17 protein-coding genes are annotated in these 25,399 nt (G+C 57.1%); 9 read left to right on the top strand and 8 right to left on the bottom strand.

Annotation, left to right across the window (positions count from 1 at the left end; all coding sequences use genetic code 11):
* Positions 1-121: 121 nt before the first annotated feature.
* The 3 genes from AB1L30_RS22070 to AB1L30_RS22060 form a co-directional block, all read right to left on the bottom strand.
* On the bottom strand, positions 122-2,545 hold the full coding sequence (locus AB1L30_RS22070) for a serine protease (protein ID WP_367016049.1): 2,424 nt from the start codon (positions 2,543-2,545) through the stop codon (positions 122-124).
* Positions 2,546-2,747: 202 nt separating this feature from the next.
* Positions 2,748-4,052: a DUF1501 domain-containing protein gene (locus tag AB1L30_RS22065; protein ID WP_345088657.1), complete on the bottom strand. Its 1,305-nt coding sequence runs from the start codon at positions 4,050-4,052 to the stop codon at positions 2,748-2,750.
* Between the two features lie 480 nt (positions 4,053-4,532).
* Positions 4,533-5,828: a PQQ-binding-like beta-propeller repeat protein gene (locus AB1L30_RS22060; RefSeq protein ID WP_367016048.1), complete on the bottom strand. Its 1,296-nt coding sequence runs from the start codon at positions 5,826-5,828 to the stop codon at positions 4,533-4,535.
* A 167-nt stretch (positions 5,829-5,995) separates the two neighbouring features.
* Between AB1L30_RS22060 and AB1L30_RS22055 the strand changes: the two genes are divergently transcribed.
* The 3 genes from AB1L30_RS22055 to AB1L30_RS22045 all read left to right on the top strand — a co-directional run bounded on the left by AB1L30_RS22055 (position 5,996) and on the right by AB1L30_RS22045 (position 8,705).
* Entirely contained in the window at positions 5,996-7,756 is a 1,761-nt protein-coding gene (locus AB1L30_RS22055) for a tetratricopeptide repeat protein (RefSeq protein WP_367016046.1), read from the top strand.
* A 128-nt stretch (positions 7,757-7,884) separates the two neighbouring features.
* A complete protein-coding gene (locus AB1L30_RS22050; protein ID WP_367016044.1) occupies positions 7,885-8,244 on the top strand; it encodes a 4a-hydroxytetrahydrobiopterin dehydratase in 360 nt (119 codons plus the stop codon).
* Between the two features lie 107 nt (positions 8,245-8,351).
* Positions 8,352-8,705 carry a hypothetical protein gene (locus AB1L30_RS22045; RefSeq protein WP_367016042.1) on the top strand — a complete coding sequence of 118 codons (354 nt, stop codon included), beginning with the start codon at positions 8,352-8,354 and terminating at the stop codon, positions 8,703-8,705.
* Here AB1L30_RS22045 and AB1L30_RS22040 read toward each other — a convergent pair.
* Positions 8,702-9,244 carry a phosphatidylglycerophosphatase and protein-tyrosine phosphatase 1 family protein gene (locus tag AB1L30_RS22040; RefSeq protein WP_367016040.1) on the bottom strand — a complete coding sequence of 181 codons (543 nt, stop codon included), beginning with the start codon at positions 9,242-9,244 and terminating at the stop codon, positions 8,702-8,704. The two genes, AB1L30_RS22045 and AB1L30_RS22040, sit on opposite strands and share 4 nt — an antisense overlap.
* Positions 9,245-9,453: 209 nt before the next feature.
* Here AB1L30_RS22040 and AB1L30_RS22035 point away from each other — a divergent pair, with 209 nt between their 5' ends.
* From AB1L30_RS22035 to AB1L30_RS22015, 5 genes are all read left to right on the top strand, one after another.
* Positions 9,454-10,986, top strand: a complete 1,533-nt coding sequence (locus AB1L30_RS22035) for a ThuA domain-containing protein (protein ID WP_367016038.1) — start codon at positions 9,454-9,456, stop codon at positions 10,984-10,986.
* A 154-nt stretch (positions 10,987-11,140) separates the two neighbouring features.
* Entirely contained in the window at positions 11,141-11,998 is an 858-nt protein-coding gene (locus tag AB1L30_RS22030) for a ThuA domain-containing protein (protein WP_367016036.1), read from the top strand.
* 223 nt (positions 11,999-12,221) lie between these two features.
* Entirely contained in the window at positions 12,222-13,187 is a 966-nt protein-coding gene (locus tag AB1L30_RS22025) for a DUF1559 domain-containing protein (RefSeq protein ID WP_367016035.1), read from the top strand.
* A gap of 19 nt (positions 13,188-13,206) precedes the next feature.
* Complete coding sequence (locus AB1L30_RS22020) at positions 13,207-13,593, top strand: hypothetical protein (protein WP_367016033.1); 387 nt, start codon at positions 13,207-13,209, stop codon at positions 13,591-13,593.
* Between the two features lie 114 nt (positions 13,594-13,707).
* Positions 13,708-15,156, top strand: a complete 1,449-nt coding sequence (locus AB1L30_RS22015) for a tetratricopeptide repeat protein (RefSeq protein ID WP_367016032.1) — start codon at positions 13,708-13,710, stop codon at positions 15,154-15,156.
* An 18-nt stretch (positions 15,157-15,174) separates the two neighbouring features.
* On the opposite strand, the gene AB1L30_RS22010 is transcribed toward AB1L30_RS22015, so the two are convergent.
* Positions 15,175-16,143: an SPASM domain-containing protein gene (locus AB1L30_RS22010; RefSeq protein ID WP_367016030.1), complete on the bottom strand. Its 969-nt coding sequence runs from the start codon at positions 16,141-16,143 to the stop codon at positions 15,175-15,177.
* Positions 16,144-16,492: 349 nt separating this feature from the next.
* Between AB1L30_RS22010 and AB1L30_RS22005 the strand changes: the two genes are divergently transcribed.
* Entirely contained in the window at positions 16,493-16,834 is a 342-nt protein-coding gene (locus AB1L30_RS22005) for a DUF4339 domain-containing protein (protein ID WP_367016028.1), read from the top strand.
* Between the two features lie 14 nt (positions 16,835-16,848).
* On the opposite strand, the gene AB1L30_RS22000 is transcribed toward AB1L30_RS22005, so the two are convergent.
* The 3 genes from AB1L30_RS22000 to AB1L30_RS21990 form a co-directional block, all read right to left on the bottom strand.
* The gene (locus AB1L30_RS22000; RefSeq protein WP_367016026.1) at positions 16,849-18,300 is read right to left on the bottom strand and encodes a DUF1501 domain-containing protein; all 1,452 of its coding nucleotides are present in this window, start codon (positions 18,298-18,300) and stop codon (positions 16,849-16,851) included.
* A gap of 58 nt (positions 18,301-18,358) precedes the next feature.
* Positions 18,359-21,220, bottom strand: coding sequence for a DUF1553 domain-containing protein (locus AB1L30_RS21995; RefSeq protein ID WP_367016024.1), 2,862 nt, complete (start codon positions 21,218-21,220; stop codon positions 18,359-18,361).
* A 164-nt stretch (positions 21,221-21,384) separates the two neighbouring features.
* Positions 21,385-25,179 (bottom strand): S8 family serine peptidase, encoded by a 3,795-nt coding sequence (locus AB1L30_RS21990; protein ID WP_367016022.1) that lies wholly within the window; start codon positions 25,177-25,179, stop codon positions 21,385-21,387.
* Positions 25,180-25,399: the final 220 nt, after the last annotated feature.

Here is a 25,399-nt window from a genome sequence, read left to right as displayed (position 1 = left end):
TCCGCTAATCGTCCAACGAGCGATTCCGTTTCGTGTCACGGGTGGCTCTCCTTCGGCTTTCGCCGTGTATCCTGAGGGGGGATGAAATCTAAGTGTGGCGGGGAAGGTAGCAGGGAAACGACTATTCGCCTTGCTCTTTGGCCAGACGCAACTGTTCCAAACGAGTCAGTGGACGTTCTGGTTTCGGCTTGGGAGCCTCAGCCTTCTTGCCTTCATCTTTTGGCTTGGCGGTTGCAACTTTCGGTGGCAGCGGCTTGTCGACGCGAAGTTCGATGTTGCCGTTGGTCTGAATGATTGGCTCTTCGTTTTCGGTCACGGTGATGCGTGCCACAATCGAAGCATGCTTTCCGTCTTTGGCATCCTTGGCAACCTTCACATCGAAGACCGCTTCGGTTGCGTCTTTGTTGACCTTAATCGGCTCGGCGGTGACACCGGCTGGCAGACCCAACAGCTGCACGGTCGCCTCGCCAGGGAACTCACGCTTCGGGGTCAAGCCGACGATGATCTTGGTTTCCTGACCCTGTTCGCAGGCCGCCTTGTTGAAAGCCATATCAACGACACGGTCGGCAACTTCCAGGTCGGCAAATGGAGTCGACACTTCGACGTTGCCTGCCTTGTGCGGGGCACTTCCCAGCACGCAGATCTTGTGCGTCCCGATCTGCGCACCACCATTGGCGGTCACTGGAATCGTGGCTTCAGTTTGCCCCTTTTCGATCTTGATCGAACGGGAAGCACCGATGCCGGGTGGGTCGTTCAGAAGTCGCAGACGGATCTCGCTATCGAAACCTTCTTCACGAGTGGCGACCACTTTCAACTGCATGCTACCGTCACGAACGACGGGTACTTTTGGCTGGACGATTTCCAGCTTGTAAGGCACCTTCTCGGTGACGGCGACTGCCATGTGCTGGGCATCGTGGCCCCACATGTCCCGGGCATTCTGGCCGCGAACGAGCATGGTTCGCTGCCGGACGTGACCTTCCAGCTTCAGTTCTTCTTTGGTTGGCTTAGCGACGACATCAACCAGTTTGCCAGCCAACTTGGCATCGGGCTTGGCCTTCAGCATGACTGGTAACACGTTGGTGTTTTCCGCCATTGGGAAGGTGATCACTTCGACCCCTTCGGGAATGTCGTCGAAGCTGAACGCGAGTTCGCTACCGAAGTTTTCGCGACGGGCCGAAACCAGGATCGCCATGTAGTTGTCTTGAGGAACGCTGATCGTGCGAGCCACGTACTGCTGAACTTCTGGAATCTCGACGGTCAGCTTCGGAGTCTTCTGGGTGACTTCGATGCGATAGACGCTCAAAGGACCGCCGGTACCGAGGTGATCGCGAACGCGGATCACCAGTTCTTCGTCTTCCGGAGCCTTCACAGTCAGGTAGCTGTCGATGTTGCCGTTCGAGTCGTCGTTGCCTTGCAGTCGTTGACCGTTGGTCATGCGATAGACGTCGACCACTGGATCCAAGTACGAGCGAAGGGTTTCGCGAGCGTAGACGCGGATCTCGTAATCCTGCCCCTTCTTGGCCATGAACTTGAAGAAGTCTTCGTCACCCTTTTCACCGATCACACCACTGGCAACGCCAGGGCCTTCCATCGGCGTGGCATCTTTGCGTTCGTTGTTGGGTTCGGCTTCGACCGCGGTCGGCAAGCTTGAGACAAGCAAACGATTCGGCGATGGTGCGATGCCGTACTGATCTTCTGGATAATAGAGGAACTCACCTTCTTCTTCGGGCAGCTTCACCTTGGCGGTTTGCGTTCCGGATGGATCGCCCAGCCAAGTCACTTCGATTTCTTCGCCAGGCTTGCCGCCCGTAGGAAAGATACCGAGCGGACGTGGGAAGTTACCGATGCTTAAGCGATAAGCGCAGTTGCCGTTGCCGCCGTAGCTGCTTTCGCGAACCTGGATGATGTACTTGCCATCTTCCGGTGCGAGCATCGAGCAAATGCAGTCTTGGTAAACGAGGGGTTCGTCGTCGCTCTTGGCGAGTTCAAAACGCTGCTCGTTAAGGATGGCGACGTAAGGATCGAAAAACGTACGACCGAGACGCAGACCGGTCAGCTCGGCGGTGATGCGTTCACCCTTCTTCGCTTCCACGACGAAGTAGTCGACGTCTTCGTTCTGGACGATCCCGTTGACGGTGCTGTTCATGGCGACCGCCTGGGGCTCTTTAAAGTCGTTGTTCGGTTCTTTCTCTTCCACCTCAGGCATCGCCCCGACGTAGAACAAGCAGACGTCGCTGAGACCGGAAGCGGTTCGTAGGCGGCAAGCGTGCTGGCCGAGGCGGCACTCCGGCTTGATCGCGAGGGTAACCTTCGCGGTCTTGTCGTTCTCGACGGTCATCGATTTCATCTCGATGCCCGATTCGTAGAACAACAAGTCCTGGGCGTCGGCGATGCGATCGCCGCGCAAGACGACTTCGAGTTCGGTTCCGCGTTGGAAGCCTGGGGGGTCAAACCGCTGCAGGTTAGGGTCGGCCCCGAAAGAGACCTTTGCTGCAAACAGCGAGACGACCAAGAGAGCCAAACCGAGGGCCTGGAAGCGTTTCATGAGGGTACCGCGTCCAATGGAAGGGGGTCGAAATGAATGGGTGGGAATTCGGAGCCAACCGCTGGCAGGGCGGGTGCTCACGAATGGAGGTGGGATGACGGGATCGGCCTGAATGAACTTCAGGCCGACGATGTTTTCATTGTAACTGGCGACCTGCGAAGACGAAGCGATTTCCGTCTTCGCATCACCGCAAACAGGCAACTTAAGCCAGCAGTTCTTTGACGACCTTACCGCCGTCGACGATTTCGATCGGACGATCGCCGGGGGCCATCAGTTCTTTGTCGGCCACGATACCCAACTGGTGGTACATGGTGGTCGCCAAGTCTTCTGGCCCGACTGGGTCGAGTTCTGGTTCGCTGGAGGTCGCGTTCGAGGCACCGTGGATGTAGCCCTTCTTCAGACCACCACCCGCCAGGGCAACGCTGAACACCTTTGGCCAGTGGTCGCGACCGGCGTCCTTATTGATCTTTGGCGTACGACCGAATTCGGACGAAACCATGACGAGCGTCTCATCCAACAGGCCGTTGCGTTCCAGGTCGCGGATCAGCGTCGAGTAGGCCTGATCGAAGTCAGGAACCTGACGCTTGATGCTGTCGGTGATACGGGCATGCATGTCCCAGCCACCATAGGTCAGCGTAACCATGCGGACGCCTGACTGAACCAGACGACGAGCCATCAGCATGCGCTGACCAGCCTGGTTACGACCATATTCGTCGCGGACCTTGGCGTCTTCGGCTTCGATGTTGAATGCTTCGCGAGCATCTGGCGACGAGATTAGGTTGTAAGCTCGTTCGTAGAAGGTATCCATGGCGGCTACCGAGTCCGATTCGTTCTTCTGAGCGAAGTACGAGTTCACCGCTTCCAGAGCGGAACGACGACGGTAGAAACGCGATTCGTCGACACCACCTGGCAGGCTCAAGTCACGAACCTTGAAGCCACCGCTGGCAGGATCCGAACCGAGCGAGAACGGAGCGAACGACGAGCTCAGGTAACCGGTACCGGCGTATTCGTTCGGAACGTTCGGGATGCAAACGTAAGGAGGCAGGTTCTTGCGAGGACCATATTCGTGGCTGACCACGGCGCCGAAGCTTGGGAACTTTAGCGCTGGGCTTGGACGATAGCCGGTGAACATGTTGTGCGTGCCACGTTCGTGGGCCGCTTCACCATGGCTCATCGAGCGGATGATGCAAAGCTTGTCCGCGATCTGAGCGGTCTTCGGCAAAGCTTCGCTGAAGTATTCGCCGGTGTTGGTTTTGACCGTCTTCATCTCGCCGCGGTATTCGATGGGCGAGTAAGGCTTCGGATCCCACAGCTCTTGCTGAGCCGCACCACCAGGCAGGTAGATGTGAATGACGCTCTTGGCTTTGGCTTCGATGAAGTCGTAGTTCTTGATCTCGGCCTGGGCTTCTTGAAGACGGAACATGTCGGACATGCTCAGTCCCAAACCGGCAGCGGCGCCAACGGTCAGGAAATTGCGTCGACTCAGCGGGTTCCCCTTGCACTTCATAACGTCCATCTCCAACAGATTGTTTTGGGTGTGTTTGGCTTATTGGGAATGACTCGATTCGTGGGAAAGTTTCAACGAAATCGAGGAAAATGGAAGGATCCGCGTCCGACCCCCGGGTTATGGGAAGCGCAAGGGATGTTGACGCGAACTAGGAACAACAACGATCGCCCTCAAACTGGGCAATCTTCAAAAGGCAGGCAAATACAGGCAGGTAGGGGCAGGTAAATCAACCTTCTTTGGGCTCGAAGGGGTCTACCCCATTAATCGGTCAATATAACGGCGGCCCTTAGGCGTGTCAAAAGAATTATAGCCGTCAAAGCCGTTTTTGCCCGATCGTCCATTCCAGGACTAAAGGATTACCCAATAAGGACTTAGACCGCTTCGATGTCACGAGTCATCAAGCAAATCAGGCAAAAACTAAGTCATGCCTGCAGGCTAGCAGCCGCAAACACCTCGCCTGGACACCATCAACCCTATAAATCAAGCTCCCGGCAAGGGAGGCACTAGGCAATAAAGATGGGTAGAAGTCCGCCAAAACAGCCGACCATCCGAGAAAACGGGACTCGCGAAACCAGTCCCCTCAAGCCGAAACTGCGCAATTTCCGTGAATTCCGGGTCGGCATGGAACACATGCATGACACCTGATTCGTCAGGGACCAACATCTGATCACCATAGATCGTCAGCGAGGCGCTGAAATTGCCTCCGATTCGCTTCCGCGCGAGACGCTCGCCGGTCGCCAGGTCGTAACAAATCCCGATCCCATCGTCGTTGATCGCATACAGCTTCCCGTCATACACTACCGGCGAAGGGACATAGATCCGTTCGCGAGCCTCCCATTGGATGTGGCTATCGGTGACGTCTCCTTCGCCATCCCCTTGAATCGCCTGGGAACCGTTTTGCGGATAGCCTCCGGTCGAAATCACCAGGTCGCCTGCAACCGCCGGAGTGTTGGCCGTCGTCCGAGCGGTTCCGCGCGTCGACCAAATGAGCTCGCCTGTTTCAGGATCGTAGCTGCTGGTGGTCCCGGTTCCGCCGACAATAATCTGCGGTTTTCCCGCGATTTCCGCGAGAATTGGCGTTCCGTAGCTTGGTTCGTTGGCTCTCGAAACTCGCCAGACAATGTCCCCCGTATCCCGTCGCAGCGCCGCCAAAAAGCCTGGTCCGTCCGAGTCGCCGAGCACAATCACGAGCGATCCGTAGACAATCGGCGAACTGCCGTAGCCATGCTGACTGCGAAAGGGGCCGGCTTCTTTCTGCCAGACGACCTGACCTTTCAGATCGACCGCCGTGACATACAAAGAGTCCTTCACGATGAAGGCGGTGAAGACATATTTGCCGTCGCTGGCTGGGGTGGTCGAGGCTTGCGAATTCTTCTGATGAATCCGCATAAAGCCGCCTTGATGGATATTGGTGGTCCACAGCACCTTGCCGCTGCTCGCCTCGTAGCAGATCAGCGACTTCGATTCGAGCTTCTCATCGGCCGTGGTGATCAGTACTTTGTCGCCAATCACGATCGGCGTGCTGTGGCCTAGGCCCTGGATCTTTGCTCCCCACAAAACATTCGGCTGACTGGTCCAGTCGAACTGGACTGTTTCGCCGTGGGCAACGCCATCTCGCTGTTCGCCGCGCCACCAGGGCCAGCTATGGGGAGGGAGGGAAATCGGCTCGGCATCCGAGGTTTGCGATCCTTCGGGCGCACGGATCTCCTCAACCGGTTCCTGCCGGCAACCTGGCAGCAGTGCGACTGCCAATATCCAGATCCAACCAAAGCGCATCTTGCTTTTCTCCTGTCGAATCATTTTTCGACATGACGTTATCGCAAACTACCGGACCGAAATAAATTCCCTGAATTCTCGTCGTGGCAAGGTCTGCCTAATTGCTTAGAATAACATTCTACGCGAATCCGCTAACACAATGTTCTCACGGAGTTAGATAAAACACCATGGTTGGGCGATTCCTCCTTCTTGCAGTAGCCGTTCTTTGGACCGGCCTTTTCACCCTCCCACTGGCGGCCGAAGACTACGCCGGCCAAGCCGATCTCGACAAAGCGGTCGATCTGAAGCTGGATGCGGAAAACATGGCCGACCTTGGCAAGGTTGCTGACCTTTGCGAAGCAGCTTTGAACAAAGGCCTGCACGAAGAAGACCAGGTCTTCGCCAAGCAGCTTCTCACCTCGGTCCGTTACCAGCGTGCCGAAGCGATGGCCAAGGGTATCCTGGAAGAAGCCCAGCAGCGTAAAGACTGGAAGCAACTTCGCGACAACGCCGTGGCGGAAGTCGACAAAGGTTTGGCGTTCGACGATACGGTCGGCATGCTCTACCTGCTGAAGGCTCGTCTGTTGATCATGCCCGACGGCAACAAGGAAGAAGCCGAGAAGAGCATCAACAAAGCGGTCGAACTGCTGAAGGGAACCGGCGAGCAACACTCGAAGGCGTTGGTCGTTTCGTTGATCTTCGCCAAAGGTCCGGAAGCTCAGATCGACGTGCTGACCAAAGCGATCGAAGCCAACCCGAACAATGCTGATGCCTATCGCCTCCGTGGTTTGATGTACCTGGAACAAGGCAAGTTTGAAAACGCCTTGGCCGACCTGAAGATCGTGACCGAACAGTTGGCCCCAGGCGACCTGACTTCGCTGCAAGCCTATGCTCGTGCGTTCGCTCAACTGGGCGAATTCGACGAAGCGATCAAAGCGGTCAATCAGATCGTCAAAGCGAATCCGAACTCGCCGATCGGTTACCTCCTGCGAGCCCAGTTCAAGACCATGGCTGGCAATCTGGATGCGGCGATCACCGACCTCGATCAGGTTCTGGTTCTCGATTCCCGCTCGGTCCCTGCCCTGCTGATGCGAGCCAGCTTGTATGTCGAACGCGAAGACTACAAGGCCGCCCTGCAAGACGTCGAACGTGCCTTGGCAGTCGACACCGGCAACATGCAGGCCTTACTGATGCGAGCCACGCTGTACGCCCAGGAAGGCAAGTACTCCGAAGCGATCCGCGACCTGGAAGCGTTGCAGATGCGGAGCGACAAGAATGAAACGATCGCCCTGCAACTGGCCGCCTTGTACCAGGCCGACAAGCGTCCTCGCAAATCGGTTGAAATTTACAACGCCGTTCTGAAGGAACAGCCTGACAACGCACTTGCCCTGCGTGGCAAGGGTGACGCCCTGCTCTCGTACGGCAAGCATGCCGAAGCGGTCGCTGCTTACGAAGAAGCCTTGAAGATTCAGGACGACGAAGAAGGTGGCATCCTGAACAACCTGGCCTGGGTGCTTTCGACCTCGACGCAAGACAACGTCCGCAATGGCGACAAAGCGTTGAAGTACGCAGTCCAAGCCTGCGAAGCGACCGATTACGCCGAAGCCCACATCCTTTCGACCTTGGCCGCGGCTCACGCCGAGAAGGGCAACTTCGAGGATGCTCGTAAATGGTCGAAGAAGGCTGTTGAAGCTGCCGGTGGCGACGAAGCAGCCGCCGAGATTCGCGACCACCTGAAGAAGGAACTGGAAGCGTACGAAAAGAACGAAGCCTGGCGGGAGCTGCAAAGCACCAAAGAAGGTGGCCCCACCGAAACGATCGCAGGGCCAGCTTCCGAAGTCGCCGACCAGGTGAAGAAAGAAGCCGAAGCGAAGCCAGCCGCGGAAGAAAAGAAAGCGGAAGAGCCCGAGATGAAAGACCCAGCGCCAGACATGGCTCCGGTTTCGTAAATCTCGCCTGCGACGGTTTGCCTCGGCTCGGGTCATTCGCAAGAATGACACCTGAAGAGGCCACACGCAAACAACACTGCCCCGGCCTGACATCGCCGGGGCTTTTTTTTGAAAGGATCTTAGCCGCAATGGAAATCCAAACGAGCGAGCAACTGACCCAAAAGAAATGCAAGCCGTGCGAAGGGGGCGTCGATCCATGCACCCTGGACGAGTCCAACAATCAGCTTCTCAAACTGCAAGGCTGGTACCTCACGCACGACGGCCAGCGGATCCGCAAAGACTGGGTCGTGAAGAACTTCATGGCCGGCATGAAGTTCTTTAACCAGGTCGCGGAAGTCGCCGAATCAGATGGGCATCACCCAGATCTGCACATTGCCGGCTATCGCAATGTTTCGATCGAATTGTGGACCCACGCGATCGGTGGACTAAGCGAGAACGACTTCATTCTGGCCGCTAAGATCGATCAGCTTCCGATCGACCTAAAGTAGATAGGGCGACTTCCCTATTTGCCCAGGCAAGTGAGTTGCCAACTGCCCAACATGACCTAAGGTTTCAGAGGCCCCTGCGCACTGATCTTAGGTCTGAAGGCAATCTCATGACTGGGCACACTGAATTACTCGACGCACCTCAAACGCTGCCTGCGGTACGACCAGCACCGCAGTTGCCGGTAGAACATGCCATTGAGGGCAACTTGCCACCGCTCGTCCGAACGGTGGTGAGCAGCCATGCGATCATCTGGACCGTGATTCTGACCTTCGGTCCGCTGGGCTTGCCGCTGATCTGGCTGAGCCCCAAGTATCGTCTGTGGTCGAAACTGCTGACCACGTTCATCACGCTGGCGGTGACCATCGTGCTGCCGATCGCTTTGACGATCTATTGCACGCAGTATCTGATTCACCCAGTGCTCAACGCGATGGAGAGTGCCAACGCATCGGGCGGAGCTCTTTAGGCGTTGGTTTCGCTGAGAGCGCGATAGTAAGACTGAACCACCGGACGGCGGTACAAGGTTGGCAACACCTGGCGACGTTTTTCCAGCAGATAGACCTGGGCCTGCTCTGGCGTCATCCCTTTGGCTTTCATCAACCAGCACAGCACGATGGTGGCACTTCGTGCCCTGCCTGCTTTGCAGTGGACGTAGACATCTTTGCCTTCCGCCACGTAGCGTTCGATAAATCGGACCCCTTCGTCGATGTCCTCGACACTCGGGGGCGTGAAATCGACCGTTGGCAAATAAAGCTGCTCGACGCCATGCTCTCGGTAGATATCGAGCGGGCCTTCATATTCGTGGCAAGTATTGATCACACCGGCGATCCCACTTTCTGCCAGGTCTTTCGCCATCGTGCGGGACGGAACCGCGCCGACGAAGACATGGGGATCGATCTCGTCGTACCACCGCCACCACTTCAGACGACGGATCATCGTCCAGTTGTAGAGATACGACGGCCAGTAAATCAATTTCGCGTACAGGTTTTGAAAAAAACGCTTCATCTTGGCCAAAAAGGAACCGGTCTCGTTTCAGTCGCAGGTTTCGGCCATCGGAAGCGATCAATTGATTCCCATGGCCTTTGCCACCGATTATGATGGTTGGCGGTCTTCCATCCCACCCTGCCCAGTCCTTTCGGGCAGGCGGCCTACCGAAATGGGCGAACTTTTTGCCCTCCCACCCACAAAAAACGCTCTTGAGGAGAATCTCATCTATGTTGCGCCTGGTGTGTAGTTTTGGCCTGCTGCTTGGCATGGTCACGTTCGCAATCGCCGAAGAACCATCTTTAAACCAACCACCCAATGGTTTCAAAGCGTTGTTCAACGGCAAGGATCTCTCGGGCTGGAAAGGCTTGGTCGGCAATCCGAAGTCGCGTGCGGCGATGTCGCAGGAAGAGCTGGCTGCCGCGCAAGCCAAGGCCGACGAATCGATGCATGCGCATTGGAACATTGAAGATGGCGTGCTGGTGTTCGACGGCAAGGGGCAAAGCCTCTGCACTGCCAAGGACTACGCAGACTTCGAGATGTACGTCGACTTCAAAATCAAAGAAGCAGGCGACAGCGGCATCTACGTCCGTGGCGCTCCGCAGATTCAGATCTGGGATCCATCGAACAAAGGTCCAAACCCCAAGGGCGTTGGCTCGGGCGGTCTCTACAACAACCAGAAGAATCCTAGCGAGCCGCTGGTTACCGCCGACAATCCGATTGGCGAATGGAACACCTTCTACATTCGCATGATCGGCGATCGCGTTACCGTCAAGCTGAACGGCAAGCTGGTGACCGACGACGTCGTGCTGGAAAACTACTGGGAACGCGACAAGCCAATCTATCGCAGTGGCCAGATTGAACTGCAGAACCACGGCAACACGCTTTACTTCCGCAACATCTACATTCGCGAACTGGTCACCCCAGATCAGTTGTCGAAGATCGAAGCCGCACTGCCCGAGAAGCCACGTGTCGAACCGAAAGAAAAGCACAACGTGCTGGTCTTCACTCGTTACGACGGCTACCGCCACAGCTCGATTCCGGTTGGTGCGATGGCTGTGAAGATGCTGGGCGAAAAGACCGGTGCTTTCGATGCCCACATCACCAACGACCTGACGCTGCTCGATCCTGAAACGCTGAAGGACTACGACGCGATCGTCATGGTCAACACGACGGGGTCTTGGATCAAGCCACGCGACGAAGACATCGCCAAGCTGGTCGCGGCCGGCAAGAAGATGAGCAAAGAAGAAGCGGAAGAGATGTTCCGCAAGAGCCTGCTCGATTTCGTCAGCAGTGGCAAAGGCCTGGTCGGTTTCCATGCGGCCAGCGATGCCAACTATCACTGGGAAGACTTCGGCAAGCTGATCGGCGGTTACTTCCATGGTCACCCATGGCACGAGAAAGTCGGCATCAAGATCGACGACCGTGAACATCCGCTGATGAATGCTTTCGGTGGCGAGAACTTTACCATCGTCGACGAAATCTACCAGTTCCGCGATCCGTACTCGCGTGAAGCATTGCACGTGCTGCTCTCGCTGGACGTCGAGAACACGAACATGGAAAAGAACGGCATCCATCGCAAAGACAACGACTTTGCCGTGTCGTGGGTCCGCAAATGGGGCGATGGTCGCGTGTTCTACAGCTCGCTGGGACATCGCGAAGAGATCTATTGGAACCCGCAGATGCTGCAGTTCTATCTCGATGGTATCCAGTTCGCCCTGGGCGACATCGACGCCGCTACCGCCCCCAGCGCCGCCAAGTAAGAAGATCAATTAGGAGCCGCCACGGGCTACCTGAGTCCGCACCCTGCCCTGCTTTGGAGATCGCATCCAACGCGGCGGACAAGCTGTGCCGACCCAGGTAACCCGTGGCTCTCTTTCCCCCCTGCCCCCGATCCGATCACAAGGAATTCCCATCATGCCTCATCGTTTCATTCGTCCATTGCTGGTACTGCTGTTTGTCGCCTGCCTGGCGGCTCCTTCGCTGGCGGAAGAAAAGGCCAAGCTGAAAGGACTGCTGATTACCGGCGGTTGCTGCCACGACTACCCCAACCAAATCAAGATCATCACCCAGGGGCTGAGCCAACGCGTCAGCATCGACTGGGATGTCGCCCTGGCTGGCGAAGACCGCAACATCCAAGTGCCGGTCTATCAAAACCACGACTGGATCAAGCCGTACGACATTGTTGTGCACAACGAATGCTATGGCGGCGTGACCGATGTCGACTTCATCGAAGGCATCGTGGCGGCTCATACCGAGAACAAGATTCCAGCGATCTTCATTCACTGCTCGATGCACAGCTATCGCAACGCCAAGACCGACGAGTGGCGCAAGCTGATCGGTCAACGATCGACCAGTCACGAAGGCAAGCATCCGCTCGACGTCGTCACGCTTGAATCGGATCACCCGATCATGAAGGGCTTCCCACAAAACTGGAAGGTCGAACGAGGCGAGCTCTACAAGATCGAGAAGACCTGGGATTCCGCGACCCCGCTGGCCAAGGCTTACGGCGTCGACACCAAGAAAGATCACGTCGTGATCTGGACCAACGAGTACAAAGGGACTAAGACTTTCTCGACGACGCTGGGTCATTACAACGAAACGATGAACAACGACGACTGGCTCGGGCTGGTTGCTCGTGGTGTGCTTTGGACAGTCGATGGCCTGAACGAAGATGGCACCCCGAAGGCTGGCTTCGAGGGTACCGGTAAGCAAGAGATCGATCTGAGCACGCCAAACCCAGACAAAGACAAGAAGCCAACGCCGGCCAAGTAATTGACGGCGCGTTTCGCTTCTTTCCTCAGTAAACCTTGGCTACCGTCTTTCGGCGTGTAGCCATTTTCTTGGGCTCACAGGCACCACGCCCCCCTCTAGGGAAATACCCGCTCCGCTACATGCCACTTTCAGCTAGATTCGTACTACCTGGTCATTTATGATTATTTAGCGCGGATTTTCCTTTTCGCCCTTCCTGTCGCCCTGAACTCCCCAAGGTGCCCCCATGCTTTGTTCTGTCCGCCGCCGCGGGTTTACGCTCGTGGAATTGCTTGTCGTGATCGCCATCATCGGCGTTTTGATCGCTTTGCTTCTTCCGGCCGTTCAGCAAGCGCGAGAAGCGGCTCGCCGGATGAGTTGCACGAATAACCTGAAGAATCTCGGGCTTGGTCTGCACAACTACCACGATACGTTTGGTAGCTTCCCTTCTGGTTACATCTCGAATCGTACGACTCCGCCTGCTTCGAGCGGAACCTGCTGGAGCAACTCCGGCGACAACAATGCGTTCGCCCCGTGGACCGTGATGCTGCTTCCGTTCCTCGAACAGAACGCGCTGCACGATCAATTCAACTTCTCGCAGAAGTTCACGATGAATCCGGTCGATGGTGCTGGCAGCACTGCGAACCAGACTGCATGGCAGATTCCTTTGTCGATCTATCAATGCCCTTCCGATCCACGCGTTTCGGAACAGCCGAACCTGCTGTGCTACATGGGCGTGATGGGTGGCGGCGTGTTCAACTCGTCGTCGAGTACCTACGACTTCCAATGCCGCGCCAGCAGCGATCCTCTGCGTGGCAACGATACCAACGGGATGCTCTACTTCCATTCCGCCGTGCAGTTCCGCGATGCGATCGATGGCACGACCAACGTGGTGATGGTGGGCGAAAGCCGTTACCAGACCCACAACCGAGCTGATGGCAAGAACTTCGGTTGGGCCAGCAGCGCCAACGTGAACAACCTGTGGGGCTTCCCTGCCACGCTGGCCAGCGCGATCGCTCCGATCAATTCGTTGACCGACGCCACTCACAGCACGCAAGCACGTTGCTTCGGTAGCTACCATCCCGGCGGCTGCGAGATGATGATGAGCGACGCGTCGGTGCAGTTCTTCGTCGAAACGATGGACACCCAAATGTATAGCCAACTGGCGATCCGCAACGACGGTTTGCCGATCAGTGGCTTCAACCGCAACTAATGGGGAAAGGATGTCCACGATGAAGAACCTTGCTGCCTTTTCGATTGGCCTGATTGGCCTCCTTCTGGTTGGCTGCAGCGCAGGAGATGGGATCGAACGATTTCATCTCGCTGGAACGGTCACCTACCAAGGCCAGCCGGTCCCTGCCGGCGAAATTCAGTTCACCCCGAACTCGCGTGCTGGCAACAGCGGCCCCGGCACGATCGTCAAAATCGAAGACGGACACTACGAGACGCAACCTGGCAAAGGGGTGTTGGGTGGTGCCTATGGCGTCCGGATCGTCGGTTACGACGGCAAAGCGAACTCCGAAAGCGACCTGGGCGTTAGCCTGTTTCTTCCCTACGGCGAAGCGGTCACCCTTCCCAAAGAAGACTCGACGCTCGACTTCAACATCCCTGGTAAATAACACCAGCGAGAACGCCAAAGCCTCACCAAGTCTTAACAATCGATTCCGATTCGCTGGCTACAATGACCGCGTACCTTCGCAATCGATTCGACTTGAGTGAGGCTGACCGTTCGCATGGCTTGGAAGTTGCCGGGCATCTTGATCCTGTTCGTTCTCGGGCAACCTCTCCCCGTGAAGGCAACTCCACCGGCCGTCGAATCTCGACAGGTCGTTCTGCACAAAACAGCTCTCTGGGCGACTACGCCTCCGCATCGCCCGACTGACCAGCCACTGCTGACGCTGGCCCCTGGCGACGTTGTCGAACTGCAGACAACGCATGGCGAACATACCCAGGTCCGAACCGGTCAACGCGTCGGCTGGCTTCCATCTTCATCGCTGACGCCTCTCGATACCAAAGCTGTCGAGCATTTCTCGGCGGCGATCCAGGCCAACCCCGACACCGCCGAGGCTTACTTGCATCGGGCCAAGGTACACAAGCGTCTGGGAAGCTGGGCGTTGGCAGAAGCCGATCTCGAAGCGGCACTTGAACGCAATCCGAAGCTGGCAGAAGCGTTGGCGGCGCGAGGCTATCTTCACTTCCGCCAAGGGAACCGGGCCGAAGCGAAACGCGATTGGGATCAGGCCATCGCGATCGATCCGCAGCAAACGTTAGCCTTAGCCTATCGCGGGCTGATCTACGCGAGCGAAGGAAAGTTCGAGCAAGCGATCGCCGATCAAACGGCCGCCATCGAAAGCGACCCGACCGATCCGCGTCTCCCTTACGTTCGTGGGCTCACCTGGCAGCGGCAGAATATGCCAGCCAAGGCGATCGCTGACTTCAGCCTGGCAATTCGATTGCAGCCGAAGATGGTCTTGGCCTGGAAGCATCGTTCCCAGGCCCAGCGTGCCCTTGGCAACATCGAACAAGCGAAGCGCGATCTGGAAACGGCGATCGAAACCGACTCCCTCTTCGTGCATCCTCATGGGCCCGAGCGAAAGCGGCTCGATATTGACCGTAGCCTTCCAGGCATGATCGAACAGTTGACCGCCGGCATCGAGTTCGATCCCGAAGATACGACGCTGATTCACAACCGTGGCTACCTTCACGTGCTGAATCAGAACTATCAAGCTGCGATTCAAGACTTCGATACCGCAATCAAGCAGCAGCCGATGGCGACCACCTTTTTCCTGAGAGGTTGGAGCAAACGCCACCTGGGGCAACTCGAGGAAGCGATTGCCGACTATGGCCAAGCCATCGAGCGCGATCCTCGTTTGGCGGCGGCGTATCGCGACCGGGCCTTCCTCTTCAAGCTGCAGCGAAAGCCGGAGCTGGCATTGGCCGATTACACGATGGCGGTGCAGATCAATCCACAAGATGCCGCCTCGTATTACGATCGTGGGCTATTGCGGGAGGCGCTTTCGCGAAGGGAAGATGCCCTCAGCGACTTCAGCCAGGTGATCTCGATTCAGTCCGACCACGTCGATGCCTATCGACATCGCGCCCACGTGCTGGTGGAACTGAAACAGTTTCGCGAAGCCCACCGCGATTTGCAGCGTGTGAAATCGCTTGAGGCGACGCCGTAGTACGCCGCCCCCTTCTGCCTACGAAGCTTTGCGTGGGGCCCGGAAGAAGTCGCGTTGGCCGCTACTCGCAGCGTTCTGCTGCTCGGTTTGCTCGGCGATCTTCCGCAGTTGCTGCTGTGGATATTCATGGAAACGCTGCTCTCCGACCGAGTCGTACACGCCAATCAGCGAAGGACGCCGCAGCGTTGTTCCAAGGCCTGGGCATCCCTGGCATTGGCCATCAGTTCGATTGCGTCGCCACGACTCCATTGAGTTGCTTTCCCAGATCCCTCGCAGCGTATCTTCTTCCAGGCTACCGAAGTAAACGCGTTGTCGCTGGTCGCCACTACAGGCCGTCATCTGACCGCACGCGCTGAAGGTCATCACGCGGTAAGGCTCTTCGCACAGCTTCATGCCATACTCGGCTTGCTGTTGCTCGAGATTGAACGCACTCGCTCCGCCGGTTCGTTGCACGCGAAACGACATTCGCCAGGCCAGTCGGTCGAGCCGGTCCGACAGGTCGATTGCCAGGTTGCCTGGTGGGATCCGCACGGTCAGCTCGGCAGCCAATTGCCACGTATGTTTGACGCGGGCATAGTACTCGATGGTATTCAGCCAACGTTCGATTTCTTCTTCGCGGTGCGTAGAGTCACTTTTCTGGAATGGAAGCAGCTCGTTACGGAGCGACTTCGGCAAGCTGAATTCAATTGAGGTAAACGCGCGGAAGACTTCTTCCACTTCTTGCCGCAGCATTCCTTCGCCGGTCGTGAAAAGGACTCGCTTCGGAAAGCCGGCCAAGGCAATCATTCGTCCGTGATCGACCAGGCAGGCGATCTCGCCCGGGTCGGAATTGATCCCGCGCACGTGAACGGTTCGAATGGAATCGACACGATGAACTTCCCCCAGGATCTCGGAAAGAACCTGAGTCGACATCGCGACGCGCCGTGTCCCGCTGGCATCAACCAGATGCAGTGCCAATACCCAAGGATCGTATTTCAGACGTGTCATTTCCTTACGCGACTTTCGTGAATCAGAAACCAGCTACCAGAATCGGTGGCTCCCGCCCCTTCGGCGAGCCTCCGCAACGTTCATCAGCGCACGGTGGTTGTTGGAAGAGATAACCAGTCGCGGCGCGACTGGCGGTCCGTGGGGCGGTAGCTGGCAATAATTCCCGTTTTCCCGATCGGAAGCAATAGCAATCCCCCTACCCTGCCAGTAGGTGCTAGCTTGCCAGCATCCGTGAAGGGGTCGTGAAGATTCCACGAAGAACCATTTCTGGTGCGAACGAACCTTCGCCCAGGTCGTACCGAACGATGGAACGTTAGAAGACGAGCGATCCTTGAAAGGTACTCTCCACATGAAGCCTGAAATGATTTACGAGAAGCTGGGGCAAATCTTCCCAACGCTCAAGCCGTTTCTGGAACCAGGCAAGAAGAAGAAACGAACCTCGGCCAAAGAGAAACGGCAGATTCCCGTTTGTGCTCCGGAAACGCCGAAGGATGCCAAGCCTGATCTGACAGAGTTCTATGTTAAGTTTCCGCCGAAGTATCAAGAGTCGGGACCGTATCGTTTGTCCGAGCTGAAAACGCTGGCTCGCGACGGACTGATCACCGGCGAAACGCATATCCGGACCGAACGTTCGACCTGGATCTATGCCCGCAACATCAAAGGGCTGGTCGCCGAAAGCCCCGACGAATAACGCCCAGGGACCGCTTAGGCCAACACGTCGTGCACCACGTGCCCATGCACGTCGGTCAGACGGAAATCACGACCACTGTAGTGATAGGTAAGTCGCTCGTGATTCATCCCCAGGCAATGCAGAATGGTTGCCTGAAGATCGTGGATGTGCACCTTGTTCTCGGCAACCTTGAAACCAAGCTCGTCGCTCGCGCCATACGAATGCCCTGGCTTGATCCCGCCGCCTGCCATCCACAAGGTGAAGACATCGGGATAGTGATCGCGGCCGAGCACGGTGCTGCCAGCGGTACGACCTTCGCGGAATGGAGTTCGTCCGAACTCGCCACCCCAGACGACCAGCGTTTCATCGAGTAGCCCGCGCTGCTTCAAATCTTTGATGAGCATCGAGACCGGTTGGTCCATCGAGCCACACTTCTCTTTCAAGCCATCCCCCAGACCAGTTCCCTTGCTGGTGCCGTGGAAGTCCCAGCCCCAGTCGAATAGCTGCACGAAACGAACGCCACGTTCGACAAGCCGGCGTGCCAACAAGCAGTTGTTCGCCAGGCTCGAATCCCCCGGCTTCGCGCCATAGGCATCGAGGGTGGCCTGCGTTTCCTGACTGAGGTCCATCGCCTCAGGGGCAGCCATCTGCATGCGGAAGGCGAGCTCGTACTGCGAGATCCGCGTTTCTGTTTCAGGGCTGCCGCTGCGGGCCAGCTCCATCGCATTCAAGTCGTTCATCGCATCGAGCGTTCGTCGACGCATCTCTTTGCTCATCCCGGCCGGATTGTTCAGATAGAGGACCGGGTCCCCTTTCGATCGGCACTGCACGCCTTGATAGACCGAAGGCAGGAAGCCGCTCCCCCAGTCGCTGTTGCCGCCGGCAGGGTTCGTTCCGCTGGAAACGAGCACCACAAAGCCAGGCAGGTTTTCGTTTTCGGAACCAAGGCCATAGGTCACCCACGATCCCATCGAAGGCCGCCCCAATCGCGGCGATCCGGTGTATAGCAACAGTTCGGCCGGAGCATGGTTGAACTGGTCGGTGTTCATCGAATGGATGAAGCAGACATCGTCGACAATGTCTTCCATGTGAACCAGGGCGTCCGACATCCATGTGCCGGACTTGCCCACCTTGCGAAACTTGTGGGGCGTTCCCATCAGCTTCGGCGTTCCTTTGGTGAACGCGAACTCTTTCCCTTCCAGAAACTCGGCCGGGCAATCCTGGTCGTTATGTTTGACCAGTTCCGGCTTGTAGTCGAACAAGTCGAGGTTCGGCGGCGAACCCGTCATGTGCAGATAGATGACCGACTTCGCTTTGGCGGGGAAGTGAGTTCGCGCCGGCATGATCGAACCAGCCGTGCTCGCTTCCGAACCCAACGCCGAGCCACCTAAGAGCGACCCCAACGCCATGCCGCCAATTCCAGTCTGACACTGCGACAGGAAGTAGCGGCGGGTGATGTTTTGCAGCGGGCGATGCATTGGATTCATCGTGGGATCTCTTCGTGAAAGCGATAGGATCGATCGAAAGGCAAGTGGAACGAAACGTCTAGCGATTCAAAGTTTCGTCCAGGTTCAACAGCACATTCCCGAGGATGGTCCACGCGGCCATCTCTTCGACCACCGCTCCTTCCGGTATTGGTCCCAGCGGCTGCGTGGCAATCTTCGCGGCCTCGTCCGGAATGGCGGCATACTGCTGCTGCACTTCTTCTAGCAGTTGATGCAAGCGAGCGATCTCTTGCTCGCTGGGATGGCGTCCCAGCACACGGCGGAACGCATATTCAATCTTTTGATCGATGGTCATATCGGGCTGCTGCCAGGCAACACGGCCGAGGGCCTGGGCGGCTTCGATGTAGACCGGATCGTTCAGCGTGACGAGTGCCTGGAGCGGCGTGTTGGTCGTGATTCGACGAACAGTGCAGACTTCGCGGCTTGGTGCGTCGAATGTTGCCATCGATGGATATGGCGTTGTGCGTCGCCACATCGTATAGATGCCGCGGCGATACCGGTCTTCGCCGGTGCTGTCTTTCCAGTCGGTCGAACCGCCGAAGGCAGCGTTCAAACCAAGATTCGGGCGAGGTGGGTGAACCGGCGGGCCGAACATCTTTTCGCTCAGCAAACCACTCACGGCTAGTGCCTGGTCACGGACCATTTCCGCCGAGAGCCGAATGCGAGGGCCACGTGAAACAAGCTGGTTCCGCGGATCCTTGGCCAGCTTTTCCGGCGTCGCTGTGGCCGCCTGGCGGAAGGCCTGGCTCATGACGAGTTGTTTGACCAGCCACTTGGTGTCCCAGTGATGCTCCATCAGTTCGACTGCCAGCGTATCGAGAAGCTGTGGATGGGTTGGCAGCTCGCCTTGCGAACCAAAGTCTTCGCTGGTCTCGACGATACCGATCCCAAAGAGCTGTTCCCAATGGCGATTCACGACAACGCGGGCCGTCAGTGGATTGCTGGAATCGATCAGCCACTCGGCCATCGCCAGGCGATCGACTTCCTTTTGCTGCGGCTGCTTGTGGAAACTGCCAAGCACCTGGGGACCGACCTCGTCCCCTTCGGCCTGATAACTTCCGCGAAGCTGAATGAACGTCTTGCGATGCTTGTCGGCCGGCAGTTCCACCATCACCGGCGTGGTGGTCGGTTTGATTCCGTCGAGCTTCTTCTGCAGATTCGCGATGCGTGCTTTCTGCTTCTCGAGCTCTGGCGAGTTCCCCTTCAGGTAGGTCGCCAGTTCGGTCCGGGCCTGCGGGTCCATGGCGTCGATGGTCTTCGGAGGAACGAACTCGGCACTCGGATTGAAAGGCGAATCGAGTCGACCTGCCCACACCGGATTGCGATTCTCATCCAGAATGACGACCCGGCAGGTCTTCATCCGATTGAAGAGAGCCCCGTCGGTTCGATTCCAAACCACCACTTTGTCGATCGTGGTCGTGCCGCCCAGGTCGACTTCCCACCAAGGGTTTTTCTCTTGCTTGGTGTGGGTCGTGCTCTTGGCACCGGCGTAGTCGCCGTTCGTGTTGCCATCGATCGCAAGGCCCGCAGGTCCGTCGTAGTCGACGCTGCTTTGGGTCGCCTTCCCCTTCATCGCCAGGTTCTCTTGACCGCTGAAGACCTGAACTTCAGCGATGTGCAGAAAGGCACTGTCGGCGACATTCTCGACCCGGACAAAGCGGCCGATGTTGGGCTGATTCGTCTGATGCGCGATCTCGGTCGAAGCTTCCAGCATCTGCTGCAGCTTGGCCTGGGCTTCTTCCAACTGCGATTTCAAGCTGGCTTGCTGGGCTTGCTGCTGCGTGGTGAACCATTTAGCCAGCGGTGCTTCGTCGCCACGATCGGCGTCTTCGGTCTGGTTGAAGATCGCGAAGAACTCGAAGTATTCTTTCTGCGTAATCGGATCGTATTTGTGCGTATGGCATTGGGCACACTCCATCGTCAGCCCCATCCAGGCCTTGATGGTCGTGTTCACGCGATCGACGACGGCCGCGTTGCGGAACTCTTCGTCGTTGGTGCCCCCTTCGGTATTGGTCATCGTGTTGCGATGAAAGGCCGTCGCGATGCGTTGGTCCTGGGTCGGCTCTGGCAGCAAGTCGCCCGCCAACTGCTCGACAGTGAACTGATCGAACGGCATGTTCTCGTTAATCGCACGAATCACCCAGTCGCGATAAGGCCAGATCGTTCTTGGGCTGTCTTTCTCGTACCCCATCGAATCGGCGTATCGGGCAATGTCAAGCCAGACGCGGCCCCAGCGTTCGCCGTAAGCAGGATCGGCCAGCAGGCGATCGACCAGCTTTTCATAGGCGTCGGGCGAAGGGTCGTTGACGAAGGCATCGGTTTCTTCGATCGACAGCGGCAAGCCAGTTAACGCGAACGAAGCACGACGAGCCAGCGTGTATCGATCCGCCTCGTCGTTCGGGACGAGACCTTCTTGCTCCAGGCGATGCAGCACGAAGCGATCGAGCGTTGTCTTGGCCCAGTCGGCCTGCTTCACCTCTGGTGCTGCATGCTTGACTGGGGGAACGAACGACCAGTGCGGTGCGTACTTCGCTCCTTGCTGAATCCACTTGGTCAGCAACTCTTGTTCGCGAGGCGATAACTGATTGCCGATCTCAGGCGGAGGCATCCGCATCGATTCGTCGTCGGTACGAACGCGGGCCATCAATTCGCTCTCGTCCACATTGCCGGGAACAATGGCGATCATGCCGCTATCGAGTTCCTCGCGGGACGCATCCTCAAGATCGAGACGCAGGCCCCCTTCTCGCGATTCGGGGTCTGGACCGTGGCAATGAAAGCACTTGCCCGAGAGGATGGGTCGAATGTCTCGACCGAAATCAATTTCTGATTCCGCCGCAAAAGCGATCGTTGCCGCAGCGATCCAGCAGCAACACGCCACACTAGCATGGAGAAGCGTCTTCATGAGACATACCGAAAGGTGGGAAAGGCGGGTTCGAATGGCGAGTGATCAGCCCGACTCGCATTATTTCTCAAATCGGGCGATACCGCAACAATCAACTTTCCCAAGAGTCACCAAACTCCACTATTTGGCAACTCACGACACCTCAGACGCCAGCAACTGCCCCTCTAGTTAGGGAGCATGCCGTCCCGCTTTCGCAGTTTGCGCCACTGCTCTTCGTTCTTTTCGGCGAAGTCCCAACCCAGTTCTCCGTAGATATCGGATCGCTTCTTGTAAAGCAGCAGGTTCGTCGGATCTTCGTCGATCATCTTGTTGATCAACTTCAAGGCTTCGCCATACTGCTCGTCACGACGCAGACGACGTAAGTGCAGCAGAGCGTACTTCTTATCGGTCGTATCGACCCAGCTTTCTAACTGCTCGAAAGCCTTCTCGAAGAGCTCGGCCCGTTCCTTTTCGTCTTTGGGCTCTTTCTTGATGTCCACGTTTTCTGGATGCTCTGGATCGTCGGTTGGCAGATCCATGTAGGCCAGTGCCCGAGCCTTCCGGAAAAGCGTATCGATGATGACGTCGCGCTGCTCGGTCATCTCCTTCATCTGCTCTTTCTCTTTGTCGGTTTCCGGATCGCGGCGTTCGGCAAAGTAGGTCCGCACCTTCGACTGATTGATCACCTTCAGCACCGCATCGGCGGCCGAGACCACTTCCGGCAGGTGCTCTTTCCGATCGTTGTCGTCCAGAATGATCAACTTGGCCTGCAGCAGCGGAATGTTCTTAGGCTTTTCCTTGTTCAGCTCTTTGAACAGCTCGTTGAATTGCTTCTGCTGCTTCTTGGTCTTCAGCGTCTTCAAGTAAGCCAGCTTCGTCTCGAACAGCTTCTCTTCGAGCGTTGGTTCATCTTTCTTCGGCTGATCGTCGGCCGGCTCGGCTTTCGGGCTTGGCTGTGGAGCAACCACGTATTCCAGTGGGAAACCGCCCGGTCGACGCGATGCGCCACCCAGCTTGGCGTCGGGATCGCCAAACTGAATTTCACCCAGCAGCAGATCGCCTGGCGAGGCCTGCTTCGGAAGGCTCTTCGGATTCAGCGTCAGGAAGACTGGCACCAGTTCGCCAGGACGAACCCAGGCCGAACGGAACCCGCCTTGCTGATTGGCGGCGGCTTCGTGGCTGCTGAATGTTCGCACACCTGGACCGCCTCCTAGATCGAAGTCGAGCCAGATCGGCATGTCTTCCAGGTCTTTCACCTTGTCCCGGTTTTCCTGACGGAAGAAGAAGGTCAGCTTGTACTTTCCTTTTTCGAGCGACGCCTCGCGTCCGCCGGAACCTGTTTCGACCACCTGGTTATTCACGTCGTAAATCGTATAGACACCACCGGAGTAGCGATCGTACCCATTCGCCCAGATGATGGGTTCGGGCGAGACGGTCGATTTCTCGCTGAGGGTGAACTCATACGTCAGCGTGATGCCATAGTTCAAACGCTTATCCGGGAATTCGTCCCGGTTTGGATCGAGCGGTTTTACTTCGCTCTTCACCGGCAGCAACGTCTTGCGAAGCTTCTTGAACTTGGCACTTGGTTCGATCTGCATCGGAGCGAGGCTCGATTGCACGTCGATGCGATGGATCGGGTTGGTTCCATCCCAGGTCAAATCACCTGGCGCTGGCATGAGGCCGAAGAAGCTCGCTTCCAGTTCGACTTCCGTTTCGCCGAGGGCCGACCAGTACTGGGCCAGCGTCATTTCCAGCGTCTTCCCTTCCGCAACGGCAAAGCTCAGTTCGCGAACTTGCCCTGGTTCCAGCGGCAGGAACGACTTCTCTTCAATCGTCGGGAAAGGACGATCTTCCAGTCGCTGCAGGGCATGGAAGACGAACAGTTTCGTGTCTTCCAGCTTGTCCGACTTCACACGAACATTGACCCACGTGGCACCCATCGGCACCTGGATGAACGTGCGTTCGATCTGACCTGACGAGAGCTTGAGGGTCGCTTTGAATTCGGTTTGTGGCGTTTCGGTCACGGGCATCAGCACGGTGATCGGTACGCGGAAGCGTGGGCCCAGTTCCTGGCGATCGGCAAAATAGCCTTCGACTTCCGCGAAGTGTGCCCCAGGCTTCAATTGTCGTGGATCGACCTCGATCTTGAAGTCGCGCCCACCATGATTGACGTAGAAGTTTTGCGGAACCTTCACCCAGTCGGCGTCACACTTCAGGATGAACTCGGCACGATAGTCGGCCCGAACGTCGAACTTGTCGTCTTCGTTGAAGACCGGATCGACGCTGACGGTAACCTCTTGTACGCGGTGAACCTCGTCACCTTCTCGGAGGTAAATGCCACGCTTCGTTCGCATGCCTGGTAGCGAGACTTCGTAGCGAACGGCAGGTTCGACGGCGTCGTGATATTCGACGAGCCAATCGAAAGCGGCCCCGACCTGGATCAAGCCACGACCGTTCGCCCAGACCGTGCCACCTTCCAATTTGCGAGCCGTGTTCTTGATGGCCAGCTTCACCGATTCCGGCGTGTATTCAATTTTCTCTTGCTTCAAACCGCTGAGCACCAAGGCCACGCCACCACATGCATTGGGGGACGACATCGAGGTACCGTTCATCAAGCTGCCTGGCGACAGCGACCAACGCGACACCGGCGCAACCGCACCACCCGGGGCACTGATATCGACACCCAAGTCGCCATCCATCGTGGGACCACGCGACGACCAGGTGAAAGGCATTTCGCCGAGATCTTCTCGCAGCGAATAGGCAGCCGACATCAACTCTGGCGAGACGTAAGCGCCAACGCCGAGGATCGCCGAGGTTGTTCCGCCAGGACCACCCACGGTGCTAAGGGCAGGCCCACTGTTACCGGCACTCGAAACGAAGATCACTCCATACCGATTGACGATTTCGGAAAAGAGTCGAGCGGTTCGACCGACGTTCCATTCGGGCGAAGGGCCGCCGTAGCTCATGTTGATCAGGTCGCAATTGTTTTCCAGCACGGCGATCAAACCACGATCTTCGCCAATACCGGTTGAGTTCGAACCGAGACGCGTATCGCCGATCTTTACCGAAACGATCTGAGCACCCGGTGCGACACCGTTCAGTTCTGGCGAATCAGGATAGTTGGCTGCGATGATGCCACCGACGTGCGTACCATGCGTACCGGCATCGACGACGATGCTCAGCACGTTGCCTTCTTCGTAGATGTTGATCGCGTAGGTCACCAGGTCAACTTCGCCGAAGGTCGAGTACTGACGCTTGACCTTGTAGTTGGTCATCAGCTTTTCGTCGCTCAGATCGCCATCTTCATCGGTATCGATGGCGGCCTGCCACATCTTGCCGTCGTTGAAGACGACGCAGTCGTAGATTGGACCAGGATCGCTCCAACTCGAACCAAGCTTGGTCAGTTGTTCCAAACGAAGTTCCAGGTCTTTGCCTTCCTTCTTCTTGTCCCCTTTGGGTTTCGGGTTTTCTTTTTCGAAGGCTTCGATCTCACGGGTCAACTTTTCAACTTCCGTGCGAACAGCGATGTCCCACGGCTTGCGATTTTCCGATTTGATGCGTGGAATGGCGGCTTGTGGAAAGAGCTCGTAGGCAGGCTTCATCCCGACGTGGAACTCGCCGCTGGGACAATTCCATTTTTCAGGGATCGTCAGCTTACGCCCGGTCAGACCGGTGATGGTTCCTTCTTCCACTTTGCGAATGGTGCTGGTCTGCACGTCGCCGCTGCCGGTGGCGTCGATCATGTCGATGATCTTCGGCTTGCCATCCGAAGTCACTTGCAGGCCTGGAGCGGCTGGGTCGCAACCGGTATCGAAGACCGCAACGACGACGCCTCGGCCATCAAACTTGCGATGTTCTTCCAGAAAGCGAGTCGCCCCGATTTCCTTCTTGGGAAGCAGATCTGCCGCAGGGAATCCGACTTCCTGGGCAAACAGAGGCGCGCAGAACGTCACGAACAAAAGAGCAAGGGTATAACGCATCGTGGCTGGCAGTGGTTGAAGGAACGTTCGCAGGAGAGCTATCCGCTGCGCAAAACAGCGGTCGGCAAAGTCGCCGTAAACCCTCTATTGTAGGTCGTAATTACCGGGGGGGCGAAGCACTAGAATGTAGAAAATCCCGCAGAATCGGCAGAAAGCCAACAAAAAAGGCCGCCTGAACGTCGAGGTTCAAGCGGCCTGAGAATTGGATCTGCCATCGGAG

The organism is Bremerella sp. JC817 (assembly GCF_040718835.1).
In the GTDB taxonomy this organism is placed as follows: Bacteria; Planctomycetota; Planctomycetia; order Pirellulales; family Pirellulaceae; genus Bremerella.
The sequence above is the reverse complement of the archived record's forward strand: the minus strand, read 5'-3'. Positions and strand labels throughout refer to the sequence as shown.